Genomic DNA, 17959 nt, shown 5'->3' with positions numbered 1-17959 from the left:
TAGGATGGACCCACCAGCGACAAAGGAGTTCCGCATGCGAGCTGTTTATGCCCAGTCCCAGTCCCAGGAAGACCCGCTCAGCGGCCTGGTGGTCGGAGAGCTTCCCCGCCAGGAAGCTGGACCGGGGTTCCGCCGGGTCAGGGTCCGGGCTTCTGCGCTGAACCGGCATGACCTGTGGTCCCTGCAAGGTGTTGGGCTCTCCGCCGGCAGCCTGCCCATGGTCCTGGGCTGCGATGCGGCAGGCATTGACGACGACGGCAATGACGTCATTGTCCACTCGGTGATCTCCACCCCGGGCTGGGAGGGCGACGAAACCCTTGACCCGCTCCGTACCCTGCTCTCCGAACGGTATGCCGGGACCATGGCGGACGAGGTCTGGGTGCCGGAACGGAACCTGGTGCCCAAGCCGGCTCAGCTAACCTTCGAGGAAGCGGCCTGTCTTCCCACCGCCTGGCTTACGGCGTACCGGATGATCTTCACGGTGTCCCCTGCAGCACCGGGTTCAACGGTGTTGGTCCAGGGTGCCGGGGGAGGGGTCTCCACTGCGCTGGTGTCCCTGGCATCCGCCGCCGGGTTCCGGGTCTGGGTCACCGGGCGGAGCCCGGAAAAGCTCGAACATGCCCGCCGGCTTGGCGCGGACGCAGTGTTCGCCGCCGGGTCACGGCTGCCCGAGCGCGTGGACACAGTCTTCGACTCGGTGGGCGAAGCGACCTGGGCGCATTCCCTGAAGGCACTAAAACCCGGCGGGGCCCTGGTGACCTGCGGCGCCACGAGCGGGCCGAACCCTCCGGCGGACCTGAACCGCGTCTTCTTCCTGCAGCTCAAGGTCCTGGGCTCCACGATGGGGACAAAGGCGGAGTTGGCGCGCCTGGTCCAGTTCCTGTTGGCCACGGGGGTGCGCCCCGAAATCGATTCCGTCCTGCCGCTGGAGGACGCGGCCAAGGGCTTCCGCCGCCTGCACGACGGCGCGGCCACCGGGAAGATCGTCTTCCGGCACTAAGCCGGGCCGGGCAGGTCCTCCCTGGGGATGCAGAAGGCGCCCACGGCTTGCCGTGGGCGCCTTCTGCATTGATGAACAGTGCCGGAAGTCAGTTCATGTCCGGCAGGTCCAGCCAGCGGAACCAGCCGCGGTGCAGGACGAGCCAGGCGATCAGGCCGTAGCCTGCCTGGCCGGGTGCCCCACCATTGGAGGCGAGGTCGGTCCGCCATTGTTCGTGGTTGAGCAGTGGAGTCAGTGTGTCGACGTAAACGTGCTTCCTCCGGGTCGTTACGTCCCCGAATGCGGCAGAGAGATCGGCCAGCTTTCGGTTCCGCTCCGGGTCAAGCCCGGGAGGCGGACCCACTACCAGGACCTTGATGCTCATCTGTGCCGCGCCGTCCAGGATGTTGGCCAGGTTCAGGCGGCTGCGCGCGGTGGAGAGTTCCAGGTCCAGGTCCCGGTCGGAGAGCCCGATAACCAGGCGGTTTTCGCAGCTCTCGTCGAACCTGCGGCCGGCCTCCATCAGCCAGCGGTTGGCGAGTGCTTCAGTGCCCTCACCGGGGGCGGCGAGGCTGTAGGCCTCAAGTATTGCGTGCTCCGGGGTTGTGCGCGCCAGCACACGTCCCAGCCAGCCGAGCGCGCGGGGATCACCGTGGCCGGCGAGCAGTTCGTCACCGACCGCAGCAAGCCTGATTCTGCGTTGTTCCACGAGTTCCCTTTTCCAATAGCCGAAAGTCCAGATGAAGGGGTGCGTTAAAAGCCGGGTGGGGCACCGCTGGTGCCCCACCCAAACCTAGCCTACTATCGGCGCTCGAAAGCCTTCTTGACCAGAATGTCCTGCTCAACGGCATGACGCTTGGCCGAGCCGGTAGCGGTCGACGCCGATGCCGGACGCGAAGCCAGCTTGAGCGGACGGTCCAGCTCCGGCGGCAGGTTCAAGCCGATGAACGGCCACGGACCCTGGTTCGCCGGTTCATCCTGCGCCCAGACCAGCTCAGCGTTCGGGTACTTCGCAACGGCATCATTGATTTCGTTGACGGGCAGCGGGTACAGCTGCTCCACCCGGATGATGGCTGTCTTCTCGTCGTCGGTCTTCTGGCGGTGGGCCAGCAGATCGTAGTAAAGCCGGCCGGAGACCAGCAGCACCTTCTCGACGGCGTTCGCATCCAGTTCCGCATGCTCGCCGATAACCGGCTGGAACGAGCCCTGGGTGAAGTCCTCCACCGGGGTGGCAGCGGCCTTCAAGCGCAGCAGCTGCTTCGGGGTGAAGATCACCAGGGGCTTGCGCGGCCGGCTGTATGCCTGCCGGCGCAGCAGGTGGAAGTGCGAGGCACCGGTGGTCGGGTTCGCCACGATCATGTTGTCCTCGGCGCACATCTGCAGGAAGCGCTCAATGCGGGCTGAGGAGTGGTCCGGGCCCTGTCCCTCGTAGCCGTGCGGAAGCATCATGACCAGCGAGGAGCGCTGGCCCCACTTCTGCTCGGCGGAGGAGATGAACTCGTCGATGATCGTCTGGGCGCCGTTGACGAAGTCGCCGAACTGGGCTTCCCAGAGCACCAGTGCGTCCGGACGTTCCACGGAGTAGCCGTATTCGAAGCCCAGGGCAGCGAATTCGGACAGCAGGGAATCGTAGATCCACAGCTTGGCCTGGTTGGGGTCCAGATCGGCCAGCGGCGTCCACTCGGTGCCGGTGGCGCGGTCGTGGAACACAGCGTGGCGCTGGGTGAACGTGCCGCGCCGGGAGTCCTGTCCGGCCAGGCGTACGGGGACGCCTTCCATCAGCAGCGAACCGAAGGCCGCGATTTCCGCGAAGCCCCAGTCGATGTTGCCCTCGCGGGACATCTGCTCGCGCTTCTCAAGCAGCGACTTCAGCTTCGGGTGCACGGTGAAGCCTTCGGGCACGGTGACATGCGCCTTGCCGATTCGGGCCAGGGTGTCCGCGGAGATTGCCGTGCTGGACGGCGCGACGACGGTCGAGCCTTCCTGCTGGGCTGCCGGACGCTCCAGGTCCGAGACGGCTTCCGAATCCTTGGTGATGACCGGGATCGGGGACGTCTGGGCGGCGTGCGTTTCGGCGAAGACCCGCTCCAGGCGGCTCTGGTAGTCCCGGAGCGCCTGCTCGGCCTCGTCCTGGCTGATGTCGCCGCGTCCGATCAGGGACTCGGTGTAGAGCTTGCGGACCGAACGCTTGGCTTCGATCAGCGAGTACATCATCGGCTGGGTCATCGAGGGATCGTCGCCCTCGTTGTGGCCGCGGCGGCGGTAGCAGACCATGTCGATGACGACGTCCTTGTTGAACCGCTGGCGGTAGTCGAAGGCCAGCTGCGCAATACGGACGACCTGCTCCGGGTCATCACCGTTTACGTGGAAGATCGGTGCCTGGACCATCTTGGCAACGTCGGTTGCGTAAACGGAGGAACGCGACGACGTCGGAGCGGTGGTGAAGCCGACCTGGTTGTTCACGATCACGTGGATGGTTCCGCCGGTGCGGTAGCCGCGCAGCTGGGAGAGGTTGAGCGTTTCCGCCACCACGCCCTGCCCGGCAAATGCCGCGTCACCGTGGATCAGGATCGGCAGGACGGGGAATTCGTCGCCCCGGTCCAGGCGGTCCTGCTTGGCGCGGACGATGCCTTCGAGGACGGAGTCCCCGGCCTCCAGGTGCGACGGGTTGGCTGCCAGGTAGACCTTCGTCTGGTTGCCGTTGTCCGACGTGAAGGTTCCCTCGGTGCCGAGGTGGTACTTCACATCGCCGGAGCCCTGGACGGAGCGCGGGTCCTGTGTGCCCTCGAATTCGCGGAAGACCTGGGCATAGGTCTTGCCGGCGATGTTCGTCAGGACGTTCAGGCGGCCGCGGTGGGCCATGCCAATGCCGACTTCTTCCATGCCTTCGTCGGCGGCACCCGAAATGATGGTGTCGAGCAGCGGAATCAGGGATTCGCCGCCTTCAAGGGAGAAGCGCTTCTGGCCAACGAACTTGGTCTGCAGGAACGTTTCGAATGCCTCAGCCGCGTTGAGCTTGCTGAGGATGCGCAGCTGCTCCTCGCGGGAAGGCTTGCTGTACGGAGCCTCGAGGCGGTCCTGGAACCAGACACGCTCTTCAGGATCCTGGATGTGCATGTACTCGATGCCTGCCGTGCGGCAGTATGCGTCGCGAAGCACGCCGAGGATCTTCCGCAGCTTCAGCATCGGCTTGCCGCCGAAGCCTCCGGTGGGCCACTCACGGTCCAGGTCCCAGAGGGTCAGGCCGTGGGTCAGCACATCCAGGTCCGCATGGCGGCGCTGGACGTATTCCAGGGGGTTGGTGTCCGCCATCAGGTGGCCGCGGACACGGTAAGCGTGGATCAGCTGCTGGATGCGGGCGACCTTGTTGATCTGTTCATCCGGGTTGACCTGGATGTCAGGGCTCCAGCGCACGGGCTCATAGGGGATGCGCAGGGATTCGAAGACGTCATCGTAGAAGTTCTGCTCACCCAGCAGCAACTGGTGGATGATGCGCAGGAACTCGCCGCTGCCGGCGCCCTGGATGACTCGGTGGTCATAGGTGGAGGTCAGCGTAATGACCTTGGAGATCGCGTTGCGGGCGAGGATCTTCTCGTTCGCGCCCTGGAACTCGGCCGGGTACTCGAGCGCGCCGGCGCCGATGATGCAGGCCTGGCCCTTGGACAGGCGCGGAACGGAGTGGACCGTGCCGATGCCGCCGGGGTTTGTCAGGGAGATCGTGGTGCCCTTGTGGTCATCCGCCGTCAGCTTGCCGTTACGGGTGCGCTTGACCAGGTCTTCATAGGCGTGCCAGAACTCGGAGAAGTTAAGCGTTTCCGCCTTCTTGATGTTCGGGACCACCAGCAGGCGCGTTCCATCCGGCTTGGGCATGTCGATGGCCAGGCCGAAGTTCACATGCGCGGGCTGGACAGCAACGGGCTTGCCATCCACCTCGTCGTAGTACACGTTCTGGGACGGGAACTGGGCGGCCGCGCGGATAATTGCGTAGCCGAGCAGGTGCGTGAAGGAGATCTTGCCGCCGCGGGCACGTTCCAAGTGGCTGTTGATGACGATGCGGTTGTCGATCAGCAGCTTCGCCGGGACTGCCCGGACGGTGGTCGCGGTCGGGACGCTCAGGCTGAGGTCCATGTTCGTGGCGATGGCCTTGGCGGGGCCGCGAAGGACGGTGACGGTGTCATCTTCGGTGTCGACACTGGGCTTCGTCTTGGGCAGCTGTGCGGGAATGGGGGCAGACTTTGTTTCCGGCTTGTTTTCGGATTTAACAGAGTCAGCAGCGGACTTCGGCTCGTCCTTGGCCGAAGCGGCTTCCTTGGCCACGGGAGGCTTGCCGGACTGCTGGGTAGCCGCGGGGGATTCCCCGGACGCCTTCGGTGCAGGCGTTTCGGTATTCACAACGGGCAGCTGCCGGGTTGCCGGATTGGCGCCGAGTTCGCTTGGAGGAGTCGAACCGTTGCCCGACACCGGGCTGCCGGAAGCCTGCTTGGCGTCCTCCGCTTTAAAGGAGTCGAAAATGCTCCACCATTTCTTGTCGACAGAGTCCTTGTCCTTCAGGAACTGCTCGTACAATTCGTCGACAAGCCATTCGTTCCCGCCGAATTCCTCCGGCAGGCGGTGGTTGGGTTGGTCTGGCACTAGATATACGCCTCTTCCATGAGTTGCCGTTTGCCCTGATGGCACCATGTTCTGGGCGCTTCCGCCTCAAGACTGGCTGGTGCGGCCCGGTGCGCAGTGACCGAGACTTGGTTGCAAGTCTAGTAACAGATCGATGGAAGTGGCCAATCTCGTTGGCGTGCGGTTGTGGGATGCGCCACTTATTGGCGGAGGTGGTGTCCTCGCCGGGGCCGGGCCCGGGAACCGCGGGGAAGCCGGGTCATCTGCCTATGGTGCGGCGAATCGAAAGCTGTAAACTGAAACTTCTATGGACAGCAATTCTAGGCGCCGGCCTGCCTCCACGTCCGCGGTCACCGCGGCGAAGACGCACAGAGCCGGCAACGCCCGCACCCGTTCCCCGCATTCTCCGGCAGAGTCATCGGAGCCTTCCAGTCCGGCTTCCGCCGACCATCCTCCACCGGGCGGTAAAGCGCCCTCCCGCTTCCGGGCAACCGTAACGCCCTGCCTCAGCGCGGGGGTGGCTTCCTGATATGGAGTGGTTATTCCTCCTTGCCGGCATGCTGCTTATCTGCGGCACCGGATTCTTCGTCGCCGTTGAGTTTGCCCTTGTGGCACTGGACCAGCCCACGGTCCGCCGCGCAGTCGACGACGGCGACCAGAAGGCCGTGCCGCTGCTGCGCTGCCTGACCACCTTGTCCACCCAGCTCTCCAGCTGCCAGCTCGGCATCACCATGACAACGCTCCTCACCGGGTTTGTCATGGAACCGTCAGTCGGACGGCTGCTGCAGGGGCCGCTGGCAGCCCTGGGCTTCTCGCCGGCAGCGGCGCTGTCCGTTTCGGTGGTCGCCGCGATGGTGCTGGCCACCCTGCTCTCCATGCTGCTGGGCGAACTGATTCCCAAGAACATGTCCATCGCCCTGCCCTTTAAGATCGGCAGGGCGCTGGCCCGCCCCCAGCTTGCGTTCACCTTTGTCTTCAAGCCGGCGATCCTGTTGCTCAACGGATTCTCCAACAAAGTCCTTCACCTGTTCGGCCTCGAGGCTAAGGAAGAGGTCTCCGGGGCGCGGACCCCGGCAGAGCTCTCGTCGATGGTCCGCCGCTCGGCTGAGATGGGCACCCTTGACCGGGGCACTGCAACCTTCCTGGCCCGCACCCTCTCTTTCTCCGAACGCACTGCGGCAGACGTCATGACTCCCCGGATCCGTCTGGAGACCATCGACTCTGAGCAGCCGGTCTCCGACGTGATCGAAGCAGCCCGCCGCACCGGATATTCCCGGTTTCCCGTGCTGGGCGATTCACCCGATGACATCCGTGGCGTGGTCCATGTGAAGAAGGCGGTGGCCGTTCCGCGGCGCAAGCGCGACGGTCTGCAGGTAGCCGCCATCATGAGCGACATCCTCCGCGTGCCCGAAACAGTGCATCTGGACTCGCTGCTCTCGGAACTGCGGGGCGCGAACCTGCAGCTCGCGGTTGTACTGGATGAATACGGCGGCACCGCGGGTGTCGCGACGCTGGAGGACCTGGTCGAGGAAATCGTCGGCGAGGTTTCCGATGAACACGACAAGTTGAAGCCGGGGGTCCTGCAAAGCGCATCGGGCTACTGGTATTTCCCGGGCATAATGCGTCCCGACGAGGTCAGCGAATTGATCCCGTCGCTCCACGTCCCGGACGATTCCAGCTACGAAACGGTTGGCGGTTACATCATGGACGGCCTGGGGCGGATAGCCGAAGTGGGCGATACCGTGCCGGTGCCCGGCGGCACGCTGGAAGTGGAACGGATGGATGGGCGCCGGATCGACCGGGTCTGTTTCATTCCCGCCGAAGATGACGAACCTGGCCCGGATGGGGAGTCCGGCCGCGCCGGAGAGCCCGCGGCCGGGACAGCGGCTCCGGTCCGGAAACAGCCGCAGTCTGCCCAGCCAGCACAACCGGCCCACGGTTCGACGGCGGCGCCGCTGCGGAAGGAAGGTGCCCGATGAGTGACCTGGCAGGTATTTTCTGGCTGGTCGTACTGCTGCTGGGCAACGCGTTCTTCGTCGGCGCCGAGTTCGCCGTGATGTCCGCCCGCCGCAGTCAGATCGAACCGCTGGCCGAAGCCGGCTCCAAGCGGGCCAAGACGACGCTTTGGGCCATGGAGCATGTGTCCCTCATGCTGGCCTGCGCGCAGCTGGGGATCACTGTGTGCTCGCTGCTGATCCTGTACGTCGCGGAACCGGCCATCCACCATCTCCTGGCCACGCCGCTGGCAGCCGTTGGTGTGCCAATGGAAGTGGCAGACCTGGTCGGTTTCCTGGTGGCGCTGCTCTTCGTGACCTTCCTGCATGTGACTATCGGGGAAATGGTGCCCAAGAACATCTCGGTGTCGGTCGCAGACCGGGCGGCGCTGGTGCTGGCGCCGCCGCTGGTGATGATCTCCCGGGTCGTGCGTCCAATCACGGCCAGCCTGAACTGGATCGCCAACCATGCCCTGCGGCTGGTGGGGATTACGCCCAAGGATGAGGTCACTTCCTCCTTCACGCTGCAGGAAGTGCAGTCGATCGTGCAGGAGTCCACCCGCCACGGACTGGTGGCAGACGACTCCGGTGTCATCTCCGGTGCGCTGGAGTTCTCCGGCCAGACCGCGGGCGAGGTGATGATTCCGCTGGACGAGCTGGTCACGCTTCGCACCGACTGCACCCCGGCGGAATTCGAGAAGGCCGTTGGCCGGACAGGCTTTTCCCGGTTCGTGCTGATGGACGACGCCGGCAACTTCACCGGCTACATGCACCTGAAGGACGTTATGGCCATTCCGCAGGAAGCCTTCGAGCGGCCGATCACGGAGAACAAGGTGCGCACGCTGGCGAACCTGCGCCTGGACGACGGGATTGAGGACGCCCTGGCGGTCATGCAGCGCACGGGCTCCCACGTTGCCCGGGTCCTCGGCCCGGATTCGCAGACCCGCGGGGTGCTCTTCCTGGAAGACATCATCGAGCAGCTCATCGGCGAGATCCGCGATGCGACCCAGGCCCAGGGATTCCGCCGCTCAGGAGAGAGCTTCACCGGTTAACGCCTGGTCCCGGCGGCCCCGGACAGGTGCAGATGCGAATGATTCGCGTTTGCGTTATGCTGGGGTTCGCCGGTTTTCCCGGAACAGCACCGAAACCTGAAACGGGGATACTGATTCTATGCGCGGAGTGCCATTTCGAGTGGCTGGAACCCTCATCGCGGCGGGCCTGGCGCTGACTGCCTGCTCTGCAGGCAGCGGCGATGGCGGGGATGCCGGCGACGGCACGATCCACGTCGTTGCCTCGACCAACGTTTATGGCAGCATCCTTGAGGCCGTGGGCGGGGAGCGGATCAGCGTCGAGTCGATTATCAACCGGCCCTCCCAGGACCCGCACTCCTATGAGGCCACGGCCCGGGACAAGCTCGCAGTATCCAAGGCAAGCCTGGTGGTTCTCAACGGCGGCGGATATGACAGCTTTATGGAGAACCTGGTGCACTCCGAAGATATTCCGTCCCAGGATGTACTAAACGCGGTGGAGACCTCCGGCCTCGAAGAGGCAGCCGGGGACACGCACGGTGCAGAAGAGGCACCTGCCGGCGACGGCCATAACCATGCGGGACACCAGCACGGGGAATTCAACGAGCACGTCTGGTATGACCCTGCAGCCATGGCCCGGCTGGCCGAAACAGCCGCACAGCGGCTGGCCGAAATCGAGCCGGCCAGCGAGGAACTCTTCCGGAACAACGCCGCGGAGTTCAGCGCCGGAATCGCAGAACTGGAATCCCGGCTGGAAAGCCTCCGCCCCGCAGCCGAAGACCGGGCAGTCGCGATGACCGAGCCCGTTCCGGCTTACCTCCTGGAAGACGCGGGGCTGCGCAACGTCACCCCCGGCGACTTCACCGAGGCAGTGGAAGAGGGTGCGGATGTTCCGCCTGCCGTCCTGAAGGAAATGCAGGGCCTGATGACCTCCGCAGATATCGCGTTCCTGGCCTATAACGAGCAGACCTCCACACCCCAGACCGAGGCAATCCGAAAAGCCGCCGAAGCAGCGGACATCCCGGTGGTTGATTTCTCCGAAACCCTCCCCGAAGGCGAGGACTATCTCAGCTGGATGGACCGCAATGTCAGCGCCGTGGAAAGCGTCCTGCAGTGAGCCGCGCCGTCGTCCAGCTGCGCGGGGCCTCGATGGCTTTCGGCGACCGCACCCTCTGGCAGGGGCTCGACCTCGACATCAATGCCGGGGAGTTCCTGGCTGTGCTGGGGCCTAACGGCACCGGCAAAACCACCCTGCTCAAGGTGCTCCTGGGCCTGCAGCCGCTCAGCTCCGGCTCCGTGATTGTCAACGGACGCAAAGTCGAGCGCGGCAGCAGCGACATCGGCTACATTCCCCAGCAGAAATCCTTCAGCCCAGGGACTCCGCTGCGGGCCCGCGACCTGGTGGGCATGGGAGTCGACGGCGACAAGTGGGGGCTGCTCCTGCGCCAGGCTCCGGTCCGGAGGCGGGTGGATGAACTGCTCGCCATGGTGGGCGCCACCAGCTACGCGGACCAGCCGGTCGGCAAGCTCTCCGGCGGTGAACTGCAGCGGCTGAGGGCCGCACAGGCGCTGGCAACGGATCCCGATCTGCTGCTCTGTGACGAACCGCTCCTGTCCCTGGACCTGCATCATCAAAAAGCCATCAGTGCGCTCATTGATGCCCGCTGCCATGTGCAGGACACCGCAGTGGTGTTCGTGACGCATGAGATCAACCCGGTCATCGACTATGTGGACCGCGTCCTCTACCTCGCGGGCGGGCAGTTCCGGACCGGGACGCCCGCCGAAGTCCTGCGCTCCGAGGTGCTCTCGGACATGTACGGTTCCCATGTGGAAGTACTGCGCAGCCACGGCCGGATCGTAGTGCTAGGCGTCCCTGATGCCACAACACACCATCATGGTGAAAGCGAAGGCGAGCATGGACCTCTCTGATTTCTTTTCCGCCGTCTTCGACTTCAGCGACTACGGCGAACTGCTTCCCCTGGTGACCAATTCGCTGTGGGCAGCGGCCATCCTCGGTCTGGTCGGCGGGCTGATCGGCATCTTCGTGATGATGCGGGACCTTGCCTTCGCCGTGCACGGTATTGCCGAACTGTCCTTTGCCGGTGCGGCCCTGGCCCTGCTCATTGGCGCCAACGTCGTCGTCGGGTCGCTGGTCGGGTCCATCATCGCGGCGCTGCTCCTCGCTGTCCTGGGACTGCGCGCCAGGGACCGGAACTCGATCACCGGCGTGATCATGCCGTTCGGGCTCGGCCTGGGCATCCTTTTCCTGGCCCTCTACGAAGGCCGCTCAGCCAATAAGTTCGGCCTCCTGACCGGTCAGATCGTCGCCGTGGACAGCGTGCAGCTGAACCTGCTGGCCATCTGCGCGGCGGTGGTGGTCATCGGCCTGGTCGTGGTGTGGCGGCCCCTGACCTTTGCCAGCGCGGATCCTGACCTGGCTGAGGCCCGCGGCGTGCCCGTGGGGGCTCTGTCGATCATCTTTATGTTCCTGCTGGGACTTTCCGTGGCCTTGTCCATCCAGGTTGTCGGTGCCCTGCTGGTGCTCTCGCTGCTCATCACTCCAGCGGCTGCGGCCCTGCTGGTTACCTCGTCGCCGCGGCTGGTGGTGGCGCTGAGCGTGGTCTTTGCCCTGGTCTCGGCCGTGGGCGGGATCCTGCTGGCCTTGGGCGGGCGGATTCCGATCAGTCCGTACGTGACGACCATTTCGTTCGGGATCTACGTGGTCTGCCGCATCATCATGAGGGTGCGCGGGCGCAGCAGGCGGTTCAGCGCCAACACTCCCACGGCTTCCGCCCGGACACCGGCCTAGGCAGCAGCCCGGGGCGGATTAGCGGGAGCAGTCCGGGCAGAGCCCGAAGACCTCGACGGTGTGCCCAACGTCGCTGAAACCGTGTTCCTTGCCGAGCCGTGCCGCCCAGCTTTCGACAGCCGGAGCTTCGACCTCCACGGCTTTGCCGCACTCCCGGCAGACCAGATGATGGTGGTGGTGGGCCGCCTCGCAGCGGCGGTAGAGGATCTCGCCGTCGGCGCCGCGCAGCACGTCCACCTCTTCCTCGTCCGCCATGGACTGCAGGATCCGGTAGGTCGTGGCCAGGGAAACCTGCTCGCCGCGGTCCTGGAGCAGCCGGTGGAGGTCCTGGGTGCTCACGAAGTCATCCAGCGAATCCAGGGTGCGGCCCACAGCTACGCGCTGGCGGGTGACCCGCGGCTCGACCGTTCGCCTCGACGGCGATGGCTGCGCTGACATGGTGAGCCTCCTGCGGCTGGGGTGGGGATTGGGCTGCCCCCAGATTACCAGCGATACCGCCGCCGGGCCCGCCTGCCCGGTGCGCTGCCGGAGTATCGTGGGCCTATGAAAATGACCAAATACAGCCACTCCTGTGTCCGTTTCGAAAAGGGCGGGTCCGTCCTGGTTCTCGACCCGGGCAACTTCTCGGAAGTGGAGGAGGCACTCGACGGCGCGGATGCCATCCTGGTGACGCATGAACACGCGGACCACATTGACCGGGAGCGGGTGCTCCCGATCCTGGCCGCACGGGCCGGCCTGCACCTGTACGCCCCGGAGCCCCTGGCCGGGTCCCTGCGGGAAGCAGTGGGGGAGGACGTCCGCGCACGCATCCACGAGGTCGCACCGGAGCGCACCGTCGAGATTGCCGGCTTCGCCATCCGGTCCTTCGGCGGGCAGCACGCCCTGATTCATCCCCTGATCCCCGTGGTCGGAAACCTGGCGTACCTGATTGAGGAGAGCATCTACCATCCAGGGGATTCCTTCATCGTTCCGAACGGTTTAACCGCCACCACCCTGCTGCTGCCGATCCACGCGCCCTGGTCGAAGATCGGCGAAGTGATCGACTTCCTGATCGCGTGCGGTGCCCGGACGGCCTACCCGATCCACGACGCACTGCTGAACGGCAACGGCCGCGGGCTCGTGGAAAAACACTTGGAACGCTTCGGCGGAATGTACGGCACCCGGTATGTGCACCTGGCTCCCGGAGACACGGTGGAACTGTGAACGGGGCTGGAACCATGAGCGGGAGCGGAACGGCAAACGAAGTACTGATCAGCGCAGCGGAGCTGCAGACGGCCCTGGCTAAGGATCCCTCAGTGCGCCTGCTGGACGTGCGGTGGGAACTGGGCCGAACGGACGGACACCGGCAATACCTGGAGGGCCACCTGCCTGGCGCGGTTTTCGTGGATTTGGACGCCGAACTCTCTGCCCCGCCCGGCACCGGAGGACGGCATCCGCTGCCGGCACCGGAGGATTTGAGTGCCGCGGCCCGGCGCTGGGGAATCAACGACGGAGACTTGGTGGTGGCGTACGATGCCGCCGGATCCAGCGCCGCCGCCCGTGCCTGGTGGCTGCTGCGGCATGCCGGTTTTCCGAACGTCCGCCTGCTCGACGGCGGACTGCGCGCCTGGCAGGAGGCCGGCGGAGAGCTCGCGGCCGGCGAAGAGACTCCGGCCCCGGGCAACGCTGACCTCGCATGGGGGCACATGCCGGTGGCCGACATGGACAGTGCCGGGAAACTGGCTGCGGAGGGCGTACTGCTCGACGCCCGCGCACCGGAGCGTTTCCGCGGGGAGACTGAACCCATCGATCCCCGGGCCGGGCACATTCCCGGAGCCGTGAACGTCCCGGCAGCGGGAAACCTGGACGAGCGCGGACGCTTCGCCGATCCGGCGGTGCTCCGCTCCCGTTTCGAGGCAGCCGGTGTGGACGGCATCAGGGAAACTGCTGCCTACTGCGGATCGGGGGTGTTCGCCGCCGCCGAAGTGGCAGCCCTGCAGATCGCCGGGTTCGACGCCGCACTGTACCCGGGCTCGTGGTCCGAATGGTCATCCACCCCCGGCCGGCCGGTGGCAACCGGCGCCGCGGACGGGTAGCGTCAAAGCCATGTTTACCGGCCGTCCCGTTCCGCCCCCGCTGCGTGCGCAGCTTCCCGGCGGGGCCGCCCCCAGCTTGAGTCAAGGAGAGCGCATGAGCACACTATTCACCAAGATCATCGAGGGTGAGATCCCGGGCCGCTTTGTTTGGAAGGACGACGACGTCGTTGCCTTTCTCAGCATCGGGCCCCTCGCCGACGGGCACACCCTGGTGGTTCCGCGCCAGGAGGTGGATAAGTGGACGGACGCTCCCGCAGATCTGCTGGAAAAGATGACCGCGGTCGCGCAGGCGATCGGCAAGGTCCAGGTGGAGGTCTTCGGTGCGGAGCGTGCCGGGCTGACCATTGCCGGTTTTGAAATCGATCACCTGCACATGCACGTCTGGCCGGCGAACTCGCTCCAGGACTTCGATTTCAGCCGCGCCGACACCAATCCCGACCAGGAGCGGATGGAAGAAAGCGCCCAGAAGCTGCGCGACGGCCTGCGCGCCGCCGGGCACGGCGCCAACGTACCCGACGCGTAACCGGTTCCCCGCAGGACCCGCCTAAGCGGGAGCCAGCGCCTGGTTCATTGCGGTCCGGATCCGTTTCTCTGAAACGGACCGGGCCGTTCCCAGTTCCTGGGCAAAGAAACTAATCCGCAGCTCTTCGATCATCCAGCGCACTTCGGTCAGGGCCGGCGGCATGCCGGCACCGGGCAGCAGGGCCGCCACGGCGTCGTCATAATCGTCCTCAAGCCCCTGCACCACCGCCATGTTCAGCGAATCCCGCTGGACGTTCGTCGGCAGCTTTTCCAGCCGCCGCTCAATCCCGGCCAGGTAGCGCGGCAGCTGGGCCAGCTGGGCGTAGCCCGTGCGCGCCACAAAGCCCGGGTAAACCAGCCGCTCGAGCTGGGCCCGGACGTCATTCAGGGCGGAGATCAACGCCAGGGACGTGGTGCCCTTGAGCTGCTTCTGGATGCGCCGCGTGCTGGAGAGCACCTTCTCCACGATCGCCGTCACCGTGAACACGGTGTCAATCAGCTCTGCCCGCACTTTCTCGTACAGGGCATCGAACTCAACGCGTGAGAAGGGCAGTTTCTCCGGAGTGAGCTTATCGATGGCCGCCAGCGTGCAGTCCTGGATCAGTGCTGCCACGCTGCCGTGCGGGTTCTGGCTGAAGGTCAGCTTCTCCGCGTTGCTCAGGTGTTCCAGGACGTACTTCGCCGGGCTGGGGACCCGCAGTGCCAGCAGGCGGATAACGCCGGCCCGCATGGCTGCTTCCTGCTCGGGGACGTTCTGGAACACGCGCAGGCCAACGGTGCTGCCTTCATCAACCAGGGCGGGATAACCCGTGACCGTGTGGCCTGCCACCTCGCGGGCGACCTGCCGCTCAATGGTGCCGACGCTCCACTCGGTCAGGCCGGTCTGTTCCCGGAACGACGGCGCGCCCTGGCCGTTGGCCGCAGGGGCGGCGGTGGCCCGGAGGGGCCGGCCGGGTTTCCCCCGCGCAGGTTTGTCCGCGGGTTTGACGGTTCCCGGCGTGGCGCCAAGGGACTCCGCGATCGCCCGCCGGTTGGCAGGTGCCAGGGACTCCTGCAGGGCGGCAAGGTCCTTGCCCTCATCCAGGACACGGCCGGCGGAGTCCACCACCGTAAAGCTCATCCGCAGGTGTTCGGGCACGGCATCCCAGTTCCAGGAACCGGGCGGAATAATGTGCCCCTTGAGCCGGCGAAGTGCCAGTTCCAGGGATGGTTCCAATGGATCCGACGCCGGATCGAAGTCCGCCGCGAGGGCGGAGGCCGCCGCCCGCGCCACGTCCGGCGCCGGAATGAAGTTCTTCCGCACCGCCTTGGGCAGGGACTTGATCAGCGCGGTGATGAGTTCGGCCCGCAGGCCCGGAATCTGCCAGCGGAACGGTTCGGCGTCCAGCTGGTTCAGGAACAGGACCGGAACCTCGACGCTCACGCCGTCGTGCGCCCCCGGGACCCCGGGGGTGAATTCGTAGGAGAGCGGCAGCACGAAACTGCCGTACCTAAAGACCTTCGGGAAGTCGTTCTCGTCCAGGCCTGCGGCGTCGTCCGTCCGCAGGGCATCCGGGTCGAAGTCCAGCAGCCCCGGATTTTCCTGGCGGGCATGCTTCCACCACTTGTCGAAGTGCCGTTCGGAGACCACGTCCTGGCCCACGCGTTCGTCGTAGAACTCGAAGAGGGTCTCGTCGTCGACCCGCAGGCCGCGGCGGCGGACCCGGGTTTCCAGTTCCTCCACTTCGGCCAGCAGGGCCCGGTTGCGGTGGAAGAACTTGTGGTGCGTGCGCCAGTCGCCCTCCACCAGGGCATGCCGGATAAACATCTCGCGGGAGAGCACCGGATCGATCCGGCCGTAGTTCACGCTGCGGCGCGGAATAACGGGAACGCCGTAGAGCGTGACCTTTTCGTACGCCATGACCGAGCCGTTTTTCTTGGACCAGTGCGGCTCGCTGTACGTGCGCTTGATCAGGTCCGGCGCGACTTCCTCGACCCAGAGCGGATCGAAGCGGGCGGCAATCCGCGCCCAAAGCCGTGAAGTCTCTACGAGTTCGGCGGCCATGACCCAGTCCGGCGACTTCTTGAACAGGGCAGAGCCCGGGAACACCGCGAACCGCGTGCCGCGGGCGCCGGCGTATTCGCGCTTGCGCTGGTCATACAGGCCGATGTGGCTCAGCAGCCCGGAGAGCAGGGAAATGTGCACGTCCTTCTCGCGTCCCACCGGGTCCACCTCGCCGGGGGAGAGCGTGATGCCCAGCGGTTTCGCCAGCTGGCGGAGCTGGGCGAAGAGGTCCTGCCATTCGCGGATGCGCATAAAGTTCAGGAACTCGTTTTTGCACAGTTTGCGGAACTGGGAGGAGGAGAGTTCCTTCTGCTTTTCCTGGACGTAGCGCCAGAGGTTGAGGAAGCCGGTGAAGTCCGAGTTCTCATCCACAAAACGCTTGTGCAGTTCGGCGGCCTTCTGGGCCCGCGCCGGATCGTCCTTCGACGGCCGTTCGCGCGGATCCTGGATGCTCAGCGCGGCGGCCAGGACCATGACTTCGCGGGTGCAGTTCCGGGCGCCGGCCTCCACGATCATCCGGCCGAGCCGCGGATCAACCGGCAGCTGGGCCAGTTTGCGGCCGACGGCGGTGATCCCGCCCTTGGGCGCCAGGGCGCCGAGCTCGCGCAGCAGCAGCGCGCCGTCGTTCACTGCCTTGGAGTCCGGAGGCTGGACGAACGGGAAATCCGCCACGTCCTTGGGCCCCTGGGCCACGCCCATCGATGCCATCTGCAGGATCACGGCCGCAAGGTTTGTCCGCAGGATTTCCGGATCGGTGAACTCCGGGCGTGCCTCGAAATCCTCCTCGGAATACAGGCGGATGGCGATGCCGTCCGAGACGCGGCCGCAGCGTCCGGAGCGCTGGCTGGCTGAGGCCTGGGAGATCCTCTCGATGGGCAGGCGCTGGACCTTGGTGCGGTGTGAGTACCGTGAGATGCGCGCGGTGCCGGTGTCGATCACGTACTTGATCCCGGGCACCGTGAGGGAGGTTTCGGCGACGTTGGTGGCCAGCACGATCCGGCGCTGCTTGCCGGGGGTGAACACCCGGTGCTGCTCGCTCAGGGACAGCCGGGCATACAGGGGCAGGATTTCGGCATTGGCCAGCCGCGGATTGCGCGCCAGGGTTCCCCGCAGGGCATCGGCGGCGTCGCGGATCTCCCGTTCACCGGAGAAGAAGATCAGGATGTCGCCGGGAGACTCCCGGGACAGCTCGTCAACCGCGTCGCAGACGGCGTCGAGCGGATCGCGGTCCTCCTCGAGTTCATCTTCGTTCTCCTCCAGCGCCCCGAGGGCGGGCTGGTTCAGGGGACGGTAACGGATTTCCACCGGGAACGTGCGCCCGGAAACTTCGATAACAGGCGCCGGGGCGCCGTCCGGTCCGGCAAAATGCCGGGCAAAGCGCTCCGGGTCGATGGTCGCCGAGGTGATGATAATTTTCAGGTCGGGTCGCTCGGGCAGCAGCCGCTTGAGGTAGCCCATGATGAAGTCGATATTGAGGCTGCGCTCATGGGCCTCGTCAATGATGATGGTGCTGTACTTCTTCAGCTTGCGGTCGTGCTGGATTTCCGCGAGCAGGATGCCGTCGGTCATGAGCTTGACCTTGGTATCACGGCTGACTTCACCGGTGAACCGGACCTGGAAACCGACCTCGGCGCCGATTTCGACGTCGAGTTCCTCGGCGATGCGCTCGGCAACGGTGCGCGCCGCGAGCCGGCGCGGCTGCGTATGTCCGATCAGCCCGTTCTCCGCGAGCCCCAGTTCCAGGCACATCTTGGGGATCTGGGTGGTCTTGCCGGAGCCGGTGGCACCGGCGATCACGGTCACCTGGTTGGCCGCGATGGCCGCCATGATGTCTTCGCGGCGTTCCGAGACGGGAAGCTGTTCGGGGTAGGAAATTGTCAGTGCCATAGTTGGCACC

At 65.7% G+C, this 17959-nt stretch carries 13 protein-coding genes; 9 read left to right on the top strand and 4 right to left on the bottom strand.

The genetic code is table 11. The annotated features are described in order from the left end of the window. The first annotated feature begins 34 nt into the window (after positions 1 to 34). Positions 35 to 1000: a zinc-binding dehydrogenase gene (locus RTN46_RS03420; protein ID WP_312179023.1), complete on the top strand. Its 966-nt coding sequence runs from the start codon at positions 35 to 37 to the stop codon at positions 998 to 1000. A gap of 88 nt (positions 1001 to 1088) precedes the next feature. Here RTN46_RS03420 and RTN46_RS03415 read toward each other — a convergent pair whose 3' ends face one another. Together RTN46_RS03415 and RTN46_RS03410 are read right to left on the bottom strand one after the other, a co-directional pair. After that, positions 1089 to 1688: a GDSL-type esterase/lipase family protein gene (locus RTN46_RS03415; protein WP_312179022.1), complete on the bottom strand. Its 600-nt coding sequence runs from the start codon at positions 1686 to 1688 to the stop codon at positions 1089 to 1091. Between the two features lie 92 nt (positions 1689 to 1780). Further along, on the bottom strand, positions 1781 to 5611 hold the full coding sequence (locus RTN46_RS03410; RefSeq protein ID WP_312179021.1) for a multifunctional oxoglutarate decarboxylase/oxoglutarate dehydrogenase thiamine pyrophosphate-binding subunit/dihydrolipoyllysine-residue succinyltransferase subunit: 3831 nt from the start codon (positions 5609 to 5611) through the stop codon (positions 1781 to 1783). Between the two features lie 509 nt (positions 5612 to 6120). Between RTN46_RS03410 and RTN46_RS03405 the strand changes: the two genes are divergently transcribed. The 5 genes from RTN46_RS03405 (at position 6121) to RTN46_RS03385 (ending at position 11421) form a co-directional block, all read left to right on the top strand. Then, positions 6121 to 7569: a hemolysin family protein gene (locus RTN46_RS03405; protein WP_312179020.1), complete on the top strand. Its 1449-nt coding sequence runs from the start codon at positions 6121 to 6123 to the stop codon at positions 7567 to 7569. Beyond that, positions 7566 to 8636, top strand: coding sequence for a hemolysin family protein (locus RTN46_RS03400; protein WP_312179019.1), 1071 nt, complete (start codon positions 7566 to 7568; stop codon positions 8634 to 8636). Before RTN46_RS03405 ends, RTN46_RS03400 begins: the two co-directional genes overlap by 4 nt. A gap of 139 nt (positions 8637 to 8775) precedes the next feature. Beyond that, complete coding sequence (locus tag RTN46_RS03395; RefSeq protein WP_312179018.1) at positions 8776 to 9729, top strand: metal ABC transporter solute-binding protein, Zn/Mn family; 954 nt, start codon at positions 8776 to 8778, stop codon at positions 9727 to 9729. 32 nt (positions 9730 to 9761) lie between these two features. Continuing rightward, positions 9762 to 10541 carry a metal ABC transporter ATP-binding protein gene (locus RTN46_RS03390; protein ID WP_312179059.1) on the top strand — a complete coding sequence of 260 codons (780 nt, stop codon included), beginning with the start codon at positions 9762 to 9764 and terminating at the stop codon, positions 10539 to 10541. After that, positions 10528 to 11421 carry a metal ABC transporter permease gene (locus tag RTN46_RS03385; RefSeq protein ID WP_312179057.1) on the top strand — a complete coding sequence of 298 codons (894 nt, stop codon included), beginning with the start codon at positions 10528 to 10530 and terminating at the stop codon, positions 11419 to 11421. The genes RTN46_RS03390 and RTN46_RS03385 overlap by 14 nt, the downstream gene beginning before the upstream one ends. Positions 11422 to 11439: 18 nt before the next feature. Here RTN46_RS03385 and RTN46_RS03380 read toward each other — a convergent pair whose 3' ends face one another. Then, positions 11440 to 11859, bottom strand: a complete 420-nt coding sequence (locus RTN46_RS03380) for a Fur family transcriptional regulator (RefSeq protein ID WP_312179016.1) — start codon at positions 11857 to 11859, stop codon at positions 11440 to 11442. 105 nt (positions 11860 to 11964) lie between these two features. Here RTN46_RS03380 and RTN46_RS03375 point away from each other — a divergent pair, with 105 nt between their 5' ends. The 3 genes from RTN46_RS03375 to RTN46_RS03365 all read left to right on the top strand — a co-directional run bounded on the left by RTN46_RS03375 (position 11965) and on the right by RTN46_RS03365 (position 14019). Then, the gene (locus RTN46_RS03375; RefSeq protein WP_312179015.1) at positions 11965 to 12624 is read left to right on the top strand and encodes an MBL fold metallo-hydrolase; all 660 of its coding nucleotides are present in this window, start codon (positions 11965 to 11967) and stop codon (positions 12622 to 12624) included. A 14-nt stretch (positions 12625 to 12638) separates the two neighbouring features. Then, positions 12639 to 13496, top strand: coding sequence for a sulfurtransferase (locus RTN46_RS03370; RefSeq protein ID WP_312179014.1), 858 nt, complete (start codon positions 12639 to 12641; stop codon positions 13494 to 13496). Between the two features lie 94 nt (positions 13497 to 13590). Beyond that, positions 13591 to 14019 (top strand): HIT family protein, encoded by a 429-nt coding sequence (locus tag RTN46_RS03365; protein WP_312179012.1) that lies wholly within the window; start codon positions 13591 to 13593, stop codon positions 14017 to 14019. A 21-nt stretch (positions 14020 to 14040) separates the two neighbouring features. Here RTN46_RS03365 and hrpA read toward each other — a convergent pair whose 3' ends face one another. Continuing rightward, entirely contained in the window at positions 14041 to 17949 is a 3909-nt protein-coding gene (gene hrpA, locus RTN46_RS03360; protein WP_312179010.1) for an ATP-dependent RNA helicase HrpA, read from the bottom strand. Between the last annotated feature and the right edge of the window lie 10 nt (positions 17950 to 17959).

Origin of the sequence: Arthrobacter sp. (assembly GCF_031988865.1) — a bacterium.
Classification (GTDB): Bacteria; Actinomycetota; Actinomycetes; order Actinomycetales; family Micrococcaceae; genus Arthrobacter_B.
Note: the sequence above shows the minus strand (reverse complement) of the source record. Positions and strands in the feature narration are given on the sequence as shown.